This window comes from Ignavibacteriales bacterium, from assembly GCA_020635255.1.
Lineage (GTDB): Bacteria > Bacteroidota > Ignavibacteria > Tepidaquicellales > Tepidaquicellaceae > JAEYVS01.
In genome coordinates, this window is record JACKAC010000001.1 from 1,041,865 (window position 1) to 1,059,516 (window position 17,652).

The following is a 17,652-nucleotide window of genomic DNA, read 5'->3' on the forward strand; positions in this document are numbered from 1 at the left end:
ATTTATATTTCAAATGTTGCAAATAAAGTGATCAGGAATAGCAAAATATTCGATATTCTCAGGACTTTCTCACGTGAAGAGTTTAAGGACTTTCGTAAATTCCTAAATTCTCCATATTTTATTTCGCGTGAAAAGCTGAGTGAACTGTATGATCTCTTATTAAAGCACGCCCACCATAAGGATTTTCGTAGCGTGGACGCTTCTTTTTTGTATAGAAAACTTTTCCCTGAAGAATTTAGAGAGCGTGGATACTCTGATTCTACGATGAGATTTTTCCTGAACGCGCTGTATCACGCCGCTGAAGATTTTCTGGCGGTTAGAGCATTTAGAAAAAAAGATATGCTTAGATGCGAACTTCTTAGAGAGGAGCTTCTTTCAAAGGGTTTGCATGGACCATTTTCTATTAATCTGGCAAGTGCAGAGAAGCATCTTAACGAGTCTGATATTTCCGATCCCGCGTTCTATCTTCTCCGCTATAATCTCGAGCAGGAAAAGCTTAATATCACCAATGTGATGAGCGGTCAAAAAATAAGGAAAGGTAAAAAGCAGGATACGAGTGAGCATAAGCTTGCCGCAAAATATCTCTTCAATTATTTTACTATAGAGTTGACAGGTTTGGCAGATATATACGTAAAATATTGCAAACAAAAGAACGTACATATTGACGAGAGATTCCTTGAATATATGTACCAGAGCATAAATATAGAAAAGCTGATCGAATTCCTGAACACTGTCTCGGATAAAGATGATAAAAAGAAAGTGGATATTGCTGAGATATACTTTGCAAAATACAAAGCGTTCACATTTATGGATAATGATAAATATTATGAAGATTATAAGAGGATGCTTATTTCCCGCGCCCGCGATATTGAGATAGATTACAGGCACCACTTCTTTGCCCGGCTCCTCGATTATTGTGTGCTAAAGCGCAGGTCTAAGCCAAATATTAAAAAATACGCTCGTGAACTTATATCCGTTTATAAATTGGTTATCGAGAATGGTCTCTACAGACACTCTAAAAACAAAAACTTTCCTATGGACTTATTTAGGAATGTGATTATAGCCGGTCTCAGAGAGGGTGAAATTAAATGGATAGAAGAGTTCATAGACAGGTTTGGACCTAAGCTTCATAAGGATCTTAGAAAGGATGCCATTCATTATGCTAAAGCCCGCCTTATGTTCGAAAAGAGGGATTTCTATGGAGCAATTAGCAATCTCGGAAAAATGAAGAACGAGTATCACCAGTTTACCGTCGAAAAAAAGGCTTTCTATTTAATGTCTCTTTACGACCTTGCAAAATACGAAGAAGCACTGAAATTTATTGACGCATTTAGACATTACCTCGATAATACGGATTATATTTCATCTCGTATAAAGAAGATCAATAAAAGATTGGTTTATTTCGTTGGAAAACTGATTCGCGAGCACGGAAAAGTGAATAGCATTTCAGACGGGTATATCCGTAGAGAAATATTTAAGGAGGAAGATGTTTACAGCAAGGACTGGCTCCTCAAAAAAGCTGATGAACTCATCCGGAGAAAGCCAAATCAGAGTAAATCCACACGTAAATTACGTCCTCACAAGACCACCCGCTTTAGCATTTAACCTTTTCCCCATATTTCGTATCTTGTATTTTACCAATAATTAAGAAGAAAATTGCGCATATATGTCGAAAGCTAACCAAAAATCAGGTAAACAGACCAATAAAGCAGACAAGAATTTTGATCAGTATAAAAACGAAGTAATTGCGGATTATAAGCTTGCCGTCGAAAGCAGGGAAGCCAGCCTCCTTGGCAGGAAGGAAGTTCTCACCGGGAAAGCTAAATTTGGAATATTTGGCGACGGTAAAGAGATAGCCCAGCTGGCTATGGCAAAAGCCTTTAAAAAGGGTGATTTCCGCTCAGGTTATTACCGCGACCAGACTTTTGCTTTCGCAACAGATATGTTTACCATTAAAGAATGGTTTGCTCAATTATACGCCGACACGGACGTTGAACATGATCCTGCATCTGCAGGAAGGATGATGAATTCACACTTTGCGACACGGAGCCTGGATGAGAAAGGTAATTGGAAGAACTTAATGGAGATAAAAAACTCCTCGCCTGATATCTCACCCACAGCCAGCCAGATGCAGAGACTGCTCGGTTTGGCTTACGCATCCAAATTATATAGAAATAACGAACAACTTCATTCCATGACCGAATTTACCGACAAAGGAAATGAAGTTGCTTTTGGCACTATCGGTAATGCCAGTTGCGCGGAAGGAATGTTCTTCGAAACCATAAACGCCGCCGCGGTTCTTATGGTCCCGATGGCAATATCGATCTGGGATGACGGCTATGGTATCTCCGTTCCTAATAAATACCAGGTAGCGAAATCAAATATTTCCGAAGTCTTAAAAGGTTACGAATACGATGAGGAATCCGGGCAGGGCTTTAAAATATACATTGGTAAAGGCTGGGATTACGAGGGACTTTGTAAAATTTATGAGGAGGGGATACAGGTGTGCCGTGAGAAGCACATCCCTGTAATGTTCCATATTCAGGAAGTCACTCAGCCTCAAGGACACTCTACTTCAGGGTCCCATGAGCGCTATAAATCACCCGAGCGCCTTCAATGGGAAAAAGACATGGACTGCATAACTAAAATGCGCGAATGGATGCTTTCGAACGCTATTGCCGAAGAGAAGGAACTTGATGAAATAGAAGCCGAAGCAAAGAAGTTCGTTAAAGAATCACAAAAGCAAGCGTGGGATGAATTTCTCGATCCGATCAAAAAAGATGCTAATGAAACCGGTGAACTCTTCCTCGCGGTTGCTGATAAGAGTACGGCAAAGGATGACATTAAAGTTGTCTATGACTCGTTAAAGAATTCTCTAGACAAAAATAGAAAAGTTATCTCGTCGGCAGTTATGGATGTCCTACGCCTTTCTAGAAATGATGATACACCTGAAAGAAATTCTCTTATTGATTGGTATAACGAATTTAACAAGAAGAATTTTGAGAGATACAGTTCATATCTGTACAGCGAATCTGAGCATAATGCTTTGAGTGTACCAGAGGTCAAACCTGTTTATAGTGATGGAGCTGAAAGACTAAACGGCAGTGAAGTTCTTAACGCTTTCTTCATGAAGGCATTCGAGCGTGACCCGAGGATCTTTGCGATTGGTGAAGACATAGGAAAGCTCGGCGATGTAAACCAGGGAATGGTTGGTATACAGGAAAAGTTCGGCGATCTGCGTCTTACTGATACGGGTATTCGTGAAGCTACAATTGTAGGCCAGGGTATCGGTTCGGCAATGAGAGGACTCAAACCAATTATTGAAATCCAGTATCTCGATTATCTTCTCTATGGATTGCAAATTATTAGTGATGACCTTGCAACCGTACTTTATCGAACAAAGGGTGGACAGAAAGCCCCGATGATAGTTCGTACACGCGGACACCGACTCGAAGGTATTTGGCACTCCGGTTCACCAATGAGTGCTGTACTCGGTTCTTTTCGCGGTTTATATGTTTGTGTACCTCGTAACATGACAAAAGCAGCCGGTTTTTATAACACACTTCTCCAGTCAGACGAGCCCGGCTTAATTGTCGAGCGTCTTAATGCTTATCGTTTGAAAGAAGCTCTCCCGGATAATATTGGCGATATTACAGTGCCGCTCGGTGTTCCGGAAGTGGTCAAAGAGGGAACGGATATTACTATTGTTACCTATGGGGCTTGTGTAGACATTGTATCCGATGCCGTTAATAAGCTCGATGATGTTAACATCTCTTGCGAAATTATTGATGTGCAAACACTCATACCTTTTGACATTAATGCCGTCATTAAAAAATCACTGAAGAAAACAAATAGAGTTCTATTTGTCGATGAGGACGTCCCGGGTGGTGCATCAGCATATATGATGCAGAAGGTGGTTGATGAGCAGGAAGGATGGCGCTACCTTGATTCGAAACCGTCTTGTCTCCCGGGGCAGGAACACAGACCCGCCTACGGTACGGACGGGGATTATTTCTCAAAACCAAATGCTGAGGACGTATTCAGGGCCGTTTATAATATTATGAATGAAGCAGATCCTTCAAGTTATCCAATGTTCTATTGATGGAATTTGAAACTTACGACATATTGTTCGGTAAGAAGCTCGACTCTTTGAAGGAAGAGCTCCTTGCATATAAGAACGAAGAGGATATCTGGAAACTCCACGGTGATATCAAAAACACTCCCGCAAATCTTGCCATGCACCTCTGTGGCAACCTTAAACATTTTTTTGGTGCAATTATTGGCAATACCGGCTACGAACGTAACAGAGATTACGAATTCACCGTGAAAGACTTATCACGGGATGAAATAGTTAAGGAAATTGAATCGACTAAAGAAGCGATTATGCCTGTTTTGAAAAGCCTTTCACTGGATGATCTGAATAAGAAATATCCAACTGATGACTTTGGAGAAAATCTGACTGTCGGCTGGGTAATAACGGGATTGGGGTATCACTTAGGATATCATCTTGGACAGATAAATTATCACCGAAGGATGTTTAACTATTGAATATCCTTTAGGTTTTTTATAATTCTTTTTGCAGAATTGTATTCGTTGCTTTCAGTTCCTAGCTTCTCAAAAATTGATATTGCCTTGTTAACATCGTAACTTTTCAGATAAGTTAGGCCAACATACCATTCTGTTTGTTCCCTAAATACATTATTCTCGATTTTTAAAAGCTTGTTAAATTTGGTTCGTGCTTCTTTGTACTTTCCAATATCTAGCAGAGAGATCCCGCAATAAAATAATGAATACACGTCCTTCGGTTTATCTTTAAGTATTTTTTTGAAAAGGGTTACCGCATTATTGTAGTTTCCTTCGGAATATTGTTTCATTGCCTCATTTAGGTACTTGCTACGATCCGAGCGGACGGTGACAATGTTTTCGTAAGGTGAGAAATATTTTTCAAAGATCTTATCAATAAAATTACTCACCGACTGGTTTAGATTATCTAAGCTATCACTCTGTAGATTCTTTTTTTTTATACTCCTTTTATGAATTTTTACAAGCTTTTTTTTAATTTCAGATCTACCGTAGGTATTTATTGCTATTTGCGAAAGTTTGAAATTCCTGAATTGGTTTGCAAAGGCAGGGTTATTTTTTAGGTTCTTCTTAAATTGTGAAAGTTGATTCCCGGTCAACTTGCCCGATAGATACTTCTCGAATCTATCTATATCTTTAAACTCTTCTTTCATAAACTTAGAAACTCTTTTAATATATTTCGCTTTTGCATGGAAGAATCCATAATGTTCATTAATTCTTTCATACATTTATATTTTTTGTTTTTCATGGCTTGTTCACTTTTATATCCTTCGAGATTCATGATCTTTCTCATTGACATATTATCATAGTAAAATGCTATAAGGATCTCTTTGCATTTTTTACTGAGTTTGTTAATTAGATTGTTTAGCGTTTGAAGTACTTTTTCATTGTCAATTTCACTTGCCTCATCATCTACGGGTACAAATTCCTGTATATCTTCTATTCTTAAAGAAGATCTCATTTTACTCTTAAGCCTTTTAAGCCATAGATTTCTTGATACCGAGTAAAGATATGTCGTAATATTACAGGATAGTTCAAGATTGCCTTTTTGCACCTTTTCATAAAATACAATAATTGCATCTTGGAAAATATCCTGTGCTTCGGTCTCATTCCCGTTATTGCCGAGAATAAACCTTGATATAATAGGGTAATTTGATTTATAAAGATACTCAAGACAAAGGTTAATTTTCTTAGCTTCCCCTGATTGAATTCCCTTTAAAATCTCCCCGTCACTTATTTTGTTCTGCCTCAACTAACCCTTAGTTATTTAAATACAATACTATAAATAACTTATGTAAATAACTAAGAAAATTCAATTAATATAATATGATACTCTTAATACCAAAAAAAGGACTTAGGTAATTAAAATGGGGTTACCTAAATAACTGATTATGTATAAAAGTTAATGAAGATTTTGACTTTAATATTATTAACTTTGCTGGCTTTTCTCTATTCTTGCGAAGAGCCGTTGAATCCAATTCCTGATATTTATAGGTCGATGGTTAATGGAAATGATTTTGTCCCATTAAGTGAATCCGGTGTATTAAGGATAAGATTCTTAAAGTATGATTCGAATGAAAAACTGATCAAAGCAAGGGTCAAAATTGAATCATCGGATAAAAAAGAAAAATATTTATTGACTGATACATCTGGAGTAGTAAAAATTCCGGTCAATAACAATAACTTCATTCCGGGATATTGGAATATAGAGATCTGTTACTCACATGGATCTGAACAATATTATGGAACCCGTTCTTTTTATATGAATATGGAAATGAGTTCTTTACTCGATGTTTTCATTAGCAAGGGAATCTGTGAGAAAAAGTTTATAAAAGTCGAATAAAATCTTTTACTAGTTACCCTTGACCCCTAAAACGTATTAATAATAACATTTCCCGATGTCGGTATGCCTTGTGATTCTAAATTAGAATTTTATTTTTAAAACTTTAAATTAAACAGATCAATGAAAAAAGCAATTTCTTTAGTTTTCGTGATAGCAGTGATTTTCACTGCAGTAGTTTTCCTTGATAATTCTGAAGCCACCTCTAAACCTCAAGGTCGATACAATACATGGGTTCAGGTTGATGCAAGCACATGTCCTGACTATACCGTATGGATAGTTCCCGCTGACGAGAGCTCAGGACCCGAAATGATGGATCTAGCAGGCACATGCTTGTTCGGATACTATATAGACCCTGCAGATACAAATGAATATATAGTATATATCTGCGCGGGTGCTGTTCATGGTGAATCAGTGGTGAAGCATACTGCCGAGGGTGGGGACAGCTATACTGTTATTACTTTAGAATCTGGTTCATGTCCATATGGAGAATAAATTTTAAGTCAATCCCTAATTGATTTCTAAAAGAGAAAGTGGTCATCACTTTCTCTTTTTATTATAAGGTGTTTTATCTTTATAATAAAAGAAAGACATGGATATAAATCAATTTATTCCCCGAAAAGCATTAATTAATAGCATTCACCGATGCCGGTGTGTCTTGTGATTTATTAATTTGAATTTTATTTTTTTAATTTTGTTGGATTAAAACGCTTGTCCATAGCAAAGCTAAAACTTATATCAATAGATTTGTGAATTATATTACAAAAGCTGAAGAATATCTTAGCAAAGACAATTATAGTACAGCATTAAACTATTACAAGAAGGCTATATCCAGAGCAGAAGGAGAATTATCGCTTTCCGCTTTGTATTATAAGTCAGCTTATTGTTGCTATCAATTAAATACTCTCGAAGAAGGGATTAGATTGATTGACAAGGGATTCGCTTGTCTAAAATTACTTCCTTCTGCTGATAGAGATAAGTGCAAAATGGATCTCCTAAGACTCAAGAGTACAATTTACCATAATAAAGGAGAGTTTAATAGCTCGATCAATTGTGCATTGGAAGCTGAAAAGGTTTTATTGAACGGTAACTACTTTTATCCAATAGAACTTTCGCAAATTTACAATACGCTTGCAAACCTTTATTCTGGGTTTCAGGATTTTCAAAAGTCGGTAAAATATCGGTTCCAGTCAATTAGGCTGGTCGAAACGAATCACCCTGATGAAACCGAGCTATTAGGGGTTTATTATAATAATCTGGCTGTAACATTCGCTAAGATCTCTTATAGATTTAACTACGAATTGATTGAATATGGTAACCATAACTATTTAAAATACTATAAGAAAGCTCTGTTTTATCTTAGTAGAAATCTTTCGCTACTAAATAGAAACCTGATTGCTACTATTTCTGATAATATTGCTGTCCATTATTTGAAATCCGGAAACTTTAAAAAAGCTCATTACTATTTTACTAAATCTCTGAAGGAATATAGAAAGTTACAAGATTATAAACCTCATACTTATCATATCCCTTATCTTTATTTAAATATGGGAATTTACTACACTGATAAGAAAAATTATAAAAAAGCTCAAGAATATTTTTGTAAATCCCTAAAACTAAGGCTCAAACAGTTCGGTAACAAAAACTCTCTACTGATTAGAATATATAGTCTCTTAGGCGAAAGTTATTATCTAGATGGAAAGCTTGACACGGCACTTTCCACTTTTCAGAAGGCATTAAACATTTTAAATATTGGAAATCCTATAAGATCCTGGTTCAAAAATCCTGATATTGAAAATATTACTTTCTTTCCTGAAATTTCTGATGTACTCTTTAAAAAAGCTTTAACATTAAAGGCAATTTTTGCAAAAAACAACGACATCAGATATTTAATAACCGCTTATGACTGTTTTCTGCGATTGTCGCGACTGAAAGATAATGTGAGGAAAAACCTTTCTGATGAAGAGTCAAAAGTCATATTATCTGCAAACAGTAATTCAATCTTTCAGCAGGCAATTGATACTTTATTGACATTATCCGATAAGACTTCCGATCCTGTTTATTTTCAAAAAGCATTCGAATTTGCCGAAAAGAATAAAGGACTGATACTGCTGGAAAATATAAATGAGCTAAAAGCAAGAGAGTCATCAGGTATTCCGGATGAGATCCGGGAAAGGGAAAGAAGTTTAAAAAATGAGATTTCTTTCTATAAGAAAAAAATATTCGATGAAAAAAGAAATAAAAATGGAGTAGATAGGGTTAGATTAAGTACCTTTGAGAGCGAGCTATTTTCAGCTAAGAAAGCTTTGGAAAAAGTTGTAAAAGATATTGAGAAGAACTACAAACAATATTATGATTTGAAATATAATTATGATACCGCAACTGTTGAAGAGATCCAAAATATTATTGACCATGATGAGGCAGTTATAGAATATTTTCTTGGAGAAAAGTTCATCTTTGTATTCAAAATAACTAAGACCGAATTTTCTGTTAATAGGATTGATAAAAGTAAGAGTTTTGACACTAAGTTAAAAAAATTCCGTAACTGTCTCTCTCTTTCTGCTAATTGCATTAGTGACAATCTAATTAATTTTTCCCGTTTGAGCCACTATTTATATAAAGTACTTCTAAAGGATTTTATATGCGATGACGACAGTATTAGAAGATTAACTATAATTCCGGATGGTTTACTAAATTATATCCCGTTTGAAACTCTAATAACAAAAAAACCCGGCGTTACCGGAAGTAGTTTTAGGAGTTTAGCTTATTTACTCGAAAAGTATGATATCAGATATAGCTACTCTGCAACCCTATTGGTTAATAACACTAAAAAAGTTAAAAAAAGAAAACAAATAAAAGTTCTTGCTTTTGCGCCTTCTTTTAAGAAAAGGGATAATACATTAAAGAAAGCCGATGTCCTGCGCTCTGAATTATGTAATCTAAAATGGAATGTTAAGGAGATTCGTAATGTTAAAAAATATTTTAATGGTGATGTATATATAAATAAAAAAGCATCAAAGAAAGATTTTTTAAAGAATGCCGGGCATTATCCGATTATTCACCTTGCGACACATGGCATTGTAGAAGATACAAACCCCATGTTTTCAAAGATCGCTTTTACATCTGATAATACATCCATTGATGAAGGATATCTTCATACCTATGAGCTTTACAATTTAAGATTGAACTCTGAGCTTACTATACTCAGCGCCTGCGATACGGGGTATGGAAAACTTGTAAAAGGGGAGGGGGTAATGAGTATAGCTCGGGGGTTTTTATATGCGGGAAGCCGGAGTATTATGATGAGTCTGTGGCAGGTTAGTGACTTTGCCACATGTAAGGTAGTGAATTACTTTTACGAAGGTCTATCGAAAGGTATGGAAAAAGATGAAGCACTGCGCAAGGCAAAGATAAAATATATTAGATCATCCGATAATATCAAATCAAATCCAGCCTACTGGGCGCCCTTTGTTCTGATAGGGGACGCACACCGCCTTTAGCTCCTGCTGAACCTCTTATCGAGTTCTTCTGTCGTTATCCTTATCATCGTCGGTCGTCCGTGAGGACATACATACGGCATCTTTGCCGAGAATAAATTATCCACCAAAGCCAGCATTTCCTTTTGTGTCAGAGCATCATTTGCCTTTATCGCGCTCCTGCATGCGAAGGACTTTGCAAGGTTGTCCCTCTTTTCCAGGTTTAGCTTCAGCTCATATTCCTTGTACTGGTCTATCAATTGCTGGAATATCTTGTTCTCATCTCCTACTTTTACGTCCGACGGCAATCCATATAACTCTATAATATCGTCCGGAAGTATTTTAAAATTAAATCCTAGATTGCTCAATTCCTTTTTCAATCCCTCTGCGATCTTAAGATCTATCTTGGTGAGTTTCACCTGAATCGGTATCAGTAACTGCTGTGAAAAAGACGATTGTGATTCCAGCCACAGCAAAGCTCTCTCATACAGTATCCTTTCGTGAGCCGCATGCTGATCTATTATCAGTACGCCTGTTTCCGTTTGGCACATTATGTATTTTTTTTGGAACTGCCATATATTAAATCTCTCTGTCTCCGACTTTGGCGAGTGCTCGAATACGTTTGCCTGTTTCTCACTATCGAGTATATCCTCTTCTTTCTCCTCTGCCTGCTTAGATGCTTCAAATATTGAGTGTATCGTCGCGTCTTTTTTCTGCGTAAATCCGCCTCCGCTCGAATGGTTTCCCATCGAGGTTATCTTGGCTTCGTTTCCATGGCTTTTATGAAAGAACGATTCACTCTTCTCTGGTGTCTCATCGTAACTACCGAAACCTATCTCAAAAGTAAGGTCCGCATCCTTCAATGCGTTTCGCATAGCGTTCACAATAAACCCGAATACCGCGCCCTCTTCCTCGAATTTTACCTCTAATTTTGACGGGTGTACATTCACATCCACCTTCTTAGGATCGGTACCGATGAATAAAAAGAATGATGGGTAGTTTCCTTTCTCGATTAAATGGTCATACCCTTTATATACGGCGAAATTCAGGTTCTTGCTTGTGAAATACCTGCTATTGAGGTAAAAGAACTGATCCTGCTTTGTCTTCTTTGTGAAATTCGGCTTTGCAATAAATCCGCTTATCTTTATAAGCTGGTTTCCGTGTGCTACCGGGATGAGAGAATCGGTGAATTCATTTGTGAATATATCACTCAGTCTATCGAGGAGTTCCGCTTTTGGAAGGTCGAATATCCTTTCGTCGTTGTTCCAGAATGAAAATGATATTTCCGGGTGAGATATCGCCAGCCTTACAAAAGTTTCGTATATATGTTTAAATTCCGTCTGGTTTGATTTAAGAAAATTCCTTCTGCCCGGTGTATTGTAAAATAAATTCTTTACGGCGATAGAAGTTCCTATTGGAGTAGTGGTCTTTGTGACTTCCGTTACTTCGTTTCCTTCGACGCGTATCAGCGTTCCGACATCATCTCCGGCTGTCTTTGTCTTCATTTCTACTTGCGAGATTGAACATATTGATGCCAGTGCCTCACCTCTGAATCCCAGCGTATTAATCGCTTCCAGGTCATCATAGGAATATATTTTGCTTGTGGAGTGCCTCTGGAAGCTCATTATGGCATCTTCCTCAATCATTCCGGAACCGTTATCCACGATTTGTATCAGAGACTTACCGGCGTCTTTTATTATAACACTGATATCCGTCGCTCCGGCATCGATGGAATTCTCTACCAGCTCCTTCACAACGGATTCCGGCCTGTTCACTACCTCGCCCGCAGCTATTTTATTAGATAATGCCTGTGGTAATATTTTTATAGTTCCGCTCAATTATTATGACTGCTTGTTTCTTTTTCTTCGAACAATGCTTTTACGAATTTTTCTTTATCGAATATCTGCAGATCATCTATCTGCTCCCCGACACCGATGAATCTTACCGGGATACCCATCTCCTTGCTTATCTTCATTACTATACCGCCCTTTGCAGTTCCGTCCAGCTTGGTGAGTATCAATCCCGTCAAGCCGTTCAATGCTTTCGAGAACTCTTTCGCCTGGTTTAGGCCGTTCTGCCCGGTGGTTGCGTCTATTACAATAAATATTTCATGCGGAGCATCAGGTATGACTTTCTTCATCACCCTCATAACTTTGTTAAGTTCATCCATGAGATGAGACTTATTGTGAAGCCTTCCTGCTGTATCTACCAGCACTACGTCTATATTTTTTTCTTTAGCCATATTTATCGTATCGAATGCCACCGATGCCGGGTCCTTTGCATCCGGCTTCTGGAGTATTTCCACATCAGCTCTTTTTGCCCACGTCTCTAATTGCTCATTTGCCGCAGCCCTGAATGTATCAGCTGATCCGATCAGTACACTTTTCCCTGCATTCTTAAAGTTATATGCCAGCTTACCCACGGATGTCGTTTTACCAACGCCATTCACGCCTACTATCATAACCACAAACGGTTTCTTATCCGTATTAAATGAAAATGTGTTAAACTCCGAGAGGTTATCGGTGAGAACTTTTTTAATTTCATCCCTTATCAGTTCATTTAGCTCCGCACTGTCTTCGAATTTGTCTTCTTTAGCTCTTGATCTAATATTCTCTATCAGGATTTCCGCTGTATCATATCCCATATCGGACGAAAGGAATATCTCCTCCAGCTCCTCTATGAACTCATCATCTATCTTTGACTTTGCATTAATAAGCCGGTTAACCTTTCCAAAAAGGTCTTCCTTGGTTTTAGTCAGTCCCTGCTTTAGTTTATCGAATATCGACATAAATATAATTTACTTTAATTGTAGTTTAATCCAAACAAAAAAAGCCAACCCACCTGGATCGGCTTTAATATGATGCTTACATCTTCTTAAAACAATTCCAGCACGTTTCTTGCTATGATCATCTTCTGAACTTCCGATGTACCTTCACCGATTGTCATCAGCTTTACGTCCCGGTACAGTTTCTCTACAGGAAATTCCTTCATAAATCCGTATCCGCCGTGAATTTGTATCGCCTCGTTAGTTGCTGTTGTTGCAATCTCTGACGCGAAATACTTCGCCATTGCCGCGCTAAGATTTATCGGTCTTCCTTCATCCCTGTCGGTTGCTGCTCTGTAAACTAAAAGTTTTGCCGCTTCTATATCCGTTGCCATGTCTGACAGCTTGAACTGAATTCCCTGGAATTCCGATAATGACTTCCCGAATTGCTTCCTTTCTTTCGCATATTTAAGCGAAGCCTCGAAAGCGCCTTCTGCAATACCCAGTGACAATGCCGCGATTGCTATCCTTCCGCCGTCGAGTATCTTCATCGCCTGTATAAACCCTTCACCTTCGTTACCGACCAAATTCTCTGCGGGCACTTTTACATTCTCGAATATCAACTCGGCGGTATCTGAAGCTCTCATGCCGAGCTTGTTCTCTTTTTTTCCGACCTTAAAACCATCCCATCCTTTTTCTAATATGAATGTGGAAATACCTTTGCTTCCTTTTTCTTTATCTGTTACTGCCATTACTACTGCTGTCTCGCCAACTGCTCCCTGCGTGATGAATAACTTACTTCCGTTTAGAATATAATGTCCGTTTTCTTTCACTGCGGTTGTTGCCATACCTGCCGCATCGCTTCCAGAGACATTCTCGGTAAGTCCCCAGGCTCCGAGTTTCGCGCCTGAAGCAAGGTCAGGAATATATTTCTTCTTTAGTTCTTCGCTTGCAAATGAATAAATGTGATTCGTACATAGACCGTTGTGTGAAGCGATCGTTAATCCCAGTGACGGATCCACTTTGGAAATTTCTTCGATTATTATAGCGTACTCCATCATTGAAAAATTCGAACCGCCGTACTCTTCCGGGAAAATAATGCCCAAAAACCCAATCTCGCCGAGCTTTTTGGCAATATCCATCGGAAATTCCTGCGCTTCGTCGTACTTCATTACAGTGGGAGCTATCTCGTTTTGCGCAAAATCCCTCGCGAGCTTCTGCACTTCGAGTTGCTGTTCTGTTAACTTAAAATCCATATTTTGGTAATTTTATGTAAAGGAATAATTAATAAACCATAAATATACCTATTTTACAGCTTTGCTGAAATGTAAAATAAGTGTATTAGTTTTATAAATACCTGCTTCCGGGAGTAGTAATTGGAATTTCGGCAAGCCAGTCAGGTACTTCATCGGGATGAAATTTTACAACATCTACAGTTGCTAAAGCCTGCGTATCATACCCGAAATCTACCTTACCGTTGCTTCTGTCTATTATGAGTCCTATTCCAACAATGTTGCCTTTCATTTTTTCCACCATCTCTACTACCTCTTTCACGCTTCCCCCTGTAGTAACAATATCCTCGACAATTAAGATGTTCTCACCTTCCTTTATTTCGAATCCTCTCCTCAGCGACATCACGCCATTCTCCCTCTCAGCGTAAACATTGGGTACTCCCAATTGCCTTCCTACCTCTGTGCCAAGCACAATTGCGCCGGTAGCCGGAGCCACCACCTTATCTATCTTCTTATCTTTGAACTTCTCCACTATCGCCTCGGCAAATGCGCTGTTATATTCCGGGTATTGAAATACCTTCGACTTTTGGAAATAATGCGGGCTGTGATCCCCTGAGGTCAGCACGAAATGCCCCTCCAGGTACGATCCCGACTTCTTAAAAATTTCTAATACTTCTTCACCTGTCATATTATGTAAGTTTTACTTTTTTGATTTCGCTGATCTTCTTTCCTAGGAATCTCTCACTGATACTCTTAAAATTCACCGGGAAGTCCGTTACAAAAAACTTGTGGTAACCGTTCTTTTTTTGCTTATTCAATAGATTTCTTTCTGAAAGGACTTTTTTTACCTCTTTTGCCGTCTCTTCACCCGGATCTATAAGGTTTATTTTAGCTCCCATTGTCTTCTGAATAGTATCTCGTAGTATAGGGTAGTGTGTACACCCCAAAATCATAGTATCGATACCGCTTTTTTTAATGTCCGTAAGATATTCTTTTGCTGTCAATTCCGCTATTTCGTTATCAGTCCACCCATCTTCAGCTAATTGTACAAATAAACTGCAGTTCTGTGAAAATACTTTAGCTTTTTTGTCTAACTTCTTTATTTGCTTCTGATAGGCTTCGCTATTTATAGTAGCTCTTGTACCTATCACCCCAATCTTATGATTTTTAGTAGTTTGCGTAGCTGCCGATGCTCCCGGATTGATCACACCTAATACCGGTACTGTAGTTATCTTACTTAGGAATGGTACGGAAATTGCAGACGATGTATTGCAAGCAATTACTATAAGTTTGACTTTCTTCTTCAAGAGAAACTTTAAGCATTCTATTGAATATAGTATGATTGTTTCTTTTGATTTGGTGCCGTAGGGGAGTCTCGCTGAATCCCCCAGGTATATAATGTTCTCATTAGGTAGGAGCCTAAATATTGACTTTGCCACTGTTAATCCGCCAATTCCTGAATCAAATACTCCGATGGGGCTCCTGGAGGTAAATTTCTGCTTCAATATCGTTTAATTTGAGTTATAAAGTACATTTTTTTTATCAATATATAAATGTATTAGATAGTGCTGTCAGTGAAACTAGTTCTTACTAGACAAAGCTTATTTGCTAATATTTTAACCCAAATATTAGTCTTGACATTAAGTTTTAATTCATTTATAGTTTAGGTGGCTAACATTACAATTTGTTAATAATTGCCTGAAAAGGAATTTTTTAAGTTCTTTGCTTAATATTTTACTTGAGGTTCGCTGTAGTTAGATTACTACAAGTCAACTTATTTTTGTGTTTGAAAGTATCTATCAAAAAAATTATTATAAACTTATACTAACTATTTTTAATTCAGTGAGTTTTTTTCTGGGCTTTGAAAATTTTTTACTAAACAATAACAAAATTTTTAGTGAGGTCTTTATGAAAAGAAATTACTCATTAATTTTTAGATCTGCTCTACTCAGCCTGATACTACTGTTTTCTTTTTCGGTCACTGATTCCAATGCGCAAAACTTTGCAGCGCTTGGAACAGGAGTAAACGGTGTTACGGTGAGAGCAGTTGTAGTTTACAACGGGAACCTTATTGTCGGAGGCGATTTCACAACTGCAAGCGGCCTGTCGGTTAATAGAATTGCAATGTGGAATGGTACAAGCTGGTCTGCGCTTGGCTCCGGTATGAACGGTGATGTAAGGGCATTACAAGTTTTTGGAAACGATCTCTACGTAGCTGGTAATTTTACCACTGCAGGCGGCAACTCCGCTAATAGGATCGCAAAATGGAATGGTTCGTCTTGGACCAACCTTGGACTCGGACTCAGTGGTGCTGCTGAAGTTCTAGAAGTCCACAATAGTACTCTCTATGTAGGCGGTACATTTGCAACTGCTGGAGGTATTACTGTAAACAACATAGCCTCATGGAATGGAACTGCCTGGTCAGGACTTGGCGCAGGCACAAACTCTACCGTGAGCGCTCTTAGATCTTTTAGTAACGAACTTTATGTTGGTGGTACTTTTACTACCGTCGGTGGTGTTCCTGTTGGCAGGATCGCCCGGTGGAATGGTAGTAACTGGAATACAGTCGGATCGGGTGTTATTACCGGGTCTGCTGTATATTGCTTTGAACAGCTTGGTTCTAACCTCGTTATTGGTGGTTTCTTCACCAATATAGGCGGTGCTACCTCTGAAAACATTGCCTCTTGGAATGGATCTTCATTCTCAAATATGGCTTCTGGTGTTACAGGCGGTAGTGTGAGGGCTATGACCCTTTACCTTGGTGAGCTTTATATTGGAGGTTTATTTACGGGTATTGGCGGTGGTGGTTCTTTAAGCAGAATTGGAAGATGGAATGGTTCATCGTTCACTGCTCTTGGAACTGGTACAAGTTCTGATGTTAGAACTCTTGGTGTCTTTGATGCAAACCTCATTCTTGGGGGATCGTTTACTAATGCTGGACCCAATACTGTAAATAGAGTGGCAAAATGGGGAAGCATCCCTGTTGCACCAACTCTGGTAAGTCCTTCTAACGGTGCTGTCGGTGTTTCACCTACTCCGCTTATGGAATGGGGTGCTGTTACAAACGCCTTTGATTACAGGATTCAGATTTCTAATGATCCTAACTTCGGGTCGTTTGTGGTAAATGAAGCTGGTGTCGATGCCGCGGAATATCAGGTTGGTAGCGGAGCATTAAATGGAAGCACGGTTTATTTCTGGAGAGTGAATGCAAGGAACGGAATGGGTACGTCTCCGTTCTCTACTATATTCTTCTTCACAACTACGATAACAGGTATCGTGAATGTTTCTTCTCAAGTGCCGGAGAGATACGGACTCTTTAATAACTATCCGAATCCGTTCAATCCTTCTACTAAGATAAAATTCGATATCCCTGCATCTAATGGTACTTCAAATGTCAGGCTTTCCATATTCGACGCTTCAGGTAGGGAAGTTTCTACCCTGATAAATAGTCAGATTTCGCCGGGAAGCTATGAGTTTGAATTTAATGCAAAAGATCTGACAAGTGGTGTTTACTTCTACAGATTAACGGCTGGCAATTTTGTCGAAACTAAGAAGATGATGCTCGTAAAATAATTCTTCAATAAATATTGGTCCGCAAGGACTAAACCTAAAACCCCTGGATATTAATCTTTCAGGGGTTTTCTATTTCCTAAAAGTAGAATAAGTTTTTTTACTAATTATTAGATAGAAAATTAGTATTGACATTTAGATTTTAGAGTATTATGTTGTTTTAATGTCTCCCTGGGCATTTTTTAAAAC

14 protein-coding genes are annotated in these 17,652 nt (G+C 38.3%); 7 read left to right on the top strand and 7 right to left on the bottom strand.

The window, feature by feature from the left end:
* The first annotated feature begins 27 nt into the window (after positions 1-27).
* The 3 genes from H6614_04715 (at position 28) to H6614_04725 (ending at position 4,548) form a co-directional block, all read left to right on the top strand.
* On the top strand, positions 28-1,605 hold the full coding sequence (locus H6614_04715) for a hypothetical protein (protein MCB9242952.1): 1,578 nt from the start codon (positions 28-30) through the stop codon (positions 1,603-1,605).
* A 61-nt stretch (positions 1,606-1,666) separates the two neighbouring features.
* Positions 1,667-4,102 (top strand): transketolase, encoded by a 2,436-nt coding sequence (locus tag H6614_04720; GenBank protein MCB9242953.1) that lies wholly within the window; start codon positions 1,667-1,669, stop codon positions 4,100-4,102.
* Positions 4,102-4,548, top strand: a complete 447-nt coding sequence (locus tag H6614_04725; protein MCB9242954.1) for a DinB family protein — start codon at positions 4,102-4,104, stop codon at positions 4,546-4,548. Before H6614_04720 ends, H6614_04725 begins: the two co-directional genes overlap by 1 nt.
* Here the strand turns inward: H6614_04725 and H6614_04730 are convergent.
* Positions 4,542-5,309 carry a hypothetical protein gene (locus H6614_04730; protein MCB9242955.1) on the bottom strand — a complete coding sequence of 256 codons (768 nt, stop codon included), beginning with the start codon at positions 5,307-5,309 and terminating at the stop codon, positions 4,542-4,544. The genes H6614_04725 and H6614_04730 overlap by 7 nt on opposite strands.
* Positions 5,231-5,833, bottom strand: a complete 603-nt coding sequence (locus H6614_04735; protein MCB9242956.1) for a sigma-70 family RNA polymerase sigma factor — start codon at positions 5,831-5,833, stop codon at positions 5,231-5,233. Before H6614_04735 ends, H6614_04730 begins: the two co-directional genes overlap by 79 nt.
* Before the next feature lie 153 nt (positions 5,834-5,986).
* Here H6614_04735 and H6614_04740 point away from each other — a divergent pair, with 153 nt between their 5' ends.
* The 3 genes from H6614_04740 (at position 5,987) to H6614_04750 (ending at position 9,921) form a co-directional block, all read left to right on the top strand.
* Positions 5,987-6,424, top strand: coding sequence for a hypothetical protein (locus H6614_04740; GenBank protein MCB9242957.1), 438 nt, complete (start codon positions 5,987-5,989; stop codon positions 6,422-6,424).
* 120 nt (positions 6,425-6,544) lie between these two features.
* Positions 6,545-6,916: a hypothetical protein gene (locus H6614_04745; protein ID MCB9242958.1), complete on the top strand. Its 372-nt coding sequence runs from the start codon at positions 6,545-6,547 to the stop codon at positions 6,914-6,916.
* A 254-nt stretch (positions 6,917-7,170) separates the two neighbouring features.
* Positions 7,171-9,921 (top strand): CHAT domain-containing protein, encoded by a 2,751-nt coding sequence (locus H6614_04750; GenBank protein MCB9242959.1) that lies wholly within the window; start codon positions 7,171-7,173, stop codon positions 9,919-9,921.
* Here the strand turns inward: H6614_04750 and mutL are convergent.
* The 5 genes from mutL to H6614_04775 form a co-directional block, all read right to left on the bottom strand.
* On the bottom strand, positions 9,918-11,735 hold the full coding sequence (mutL, locus tag H6614_04755; GenBank protein MCB9242960.1) for a DNA mismatch repair endonuclease MutL: 1,818 nt from the start codon (positions 11,733-11,735) through the stop codon (positions 9,918-9,920). The genes H6614_04750 and mutL overlap by 4 nt on opposite strands.
* The gene (gene ftsY, locus H6614_04760) at positions 11,732-12,685 is read right to left on the bottom strand and encodes a signal recognition particle-docking protein FtsY (protein ID MCB9242961.1); all 954 of its coding nucleotides are present in this window, start codon (positions 12,683-12,685) and stop codon (positions 11,732-11,734) included. Before ftsY ends, mutL begins: the two co-directional genes overlap by 4 nt.
* Before the next feature lie 86 nt (positions 12,686-12,771).
* Positions 12,772-13,917: an acyl-CoA dehydrogenase family protein gene (locus H6614_04765; protein ID MCB9242962.1), complete on the bottom strand. Its 1,146-nt coding sequence runs from the start codon at positions 13,915-13,917 to the stop codon at positions 12,772-12,774.
* A 91-nt stretch (positions 13,918-14,008) separates the two neighbouring features.
* Positions 14,009-14,581 carry an orotate phosphoribosyltransferase gene (locus H6614_04770; GenBank protein MCB9242963.1) on the bottom strand — a complete coding sequence of 191 codons (573 nt, stop codon included), beginning with the start codon at positions 14,579-14,581 and terminating at the stop codon, positions 14,009-14,011.
* Between the two features lies 1 nt (position 14,582).
* On the bottom strand, positions 14,583-15,398 hold the full coding sequence (locus H6614_04775) for a glutamate racemase (protein ID MCB9242964.1): 816 nt from the start codon (positions 15,396-15,398) through the stop codon (positions 14,583-14,585).
* 403 nt (positions 15,399-15,801) lie between these two features.
* Between H6614_04775 and H6614_04780 the strand changes: the two genes are divergently transcribed.
* Complete coding sequence (locus H6614_04780) at positions 15,802-17,466, top strand: T9SS type A sorting domain-containing protein (protein ID MCB9242965.1); 1,665 nt, start codon at positions 15,802-15,804, stop codon at positions 17,464-17,466.
* Positions 17,467-17,652: the final 186 nt, after the last annotated feature.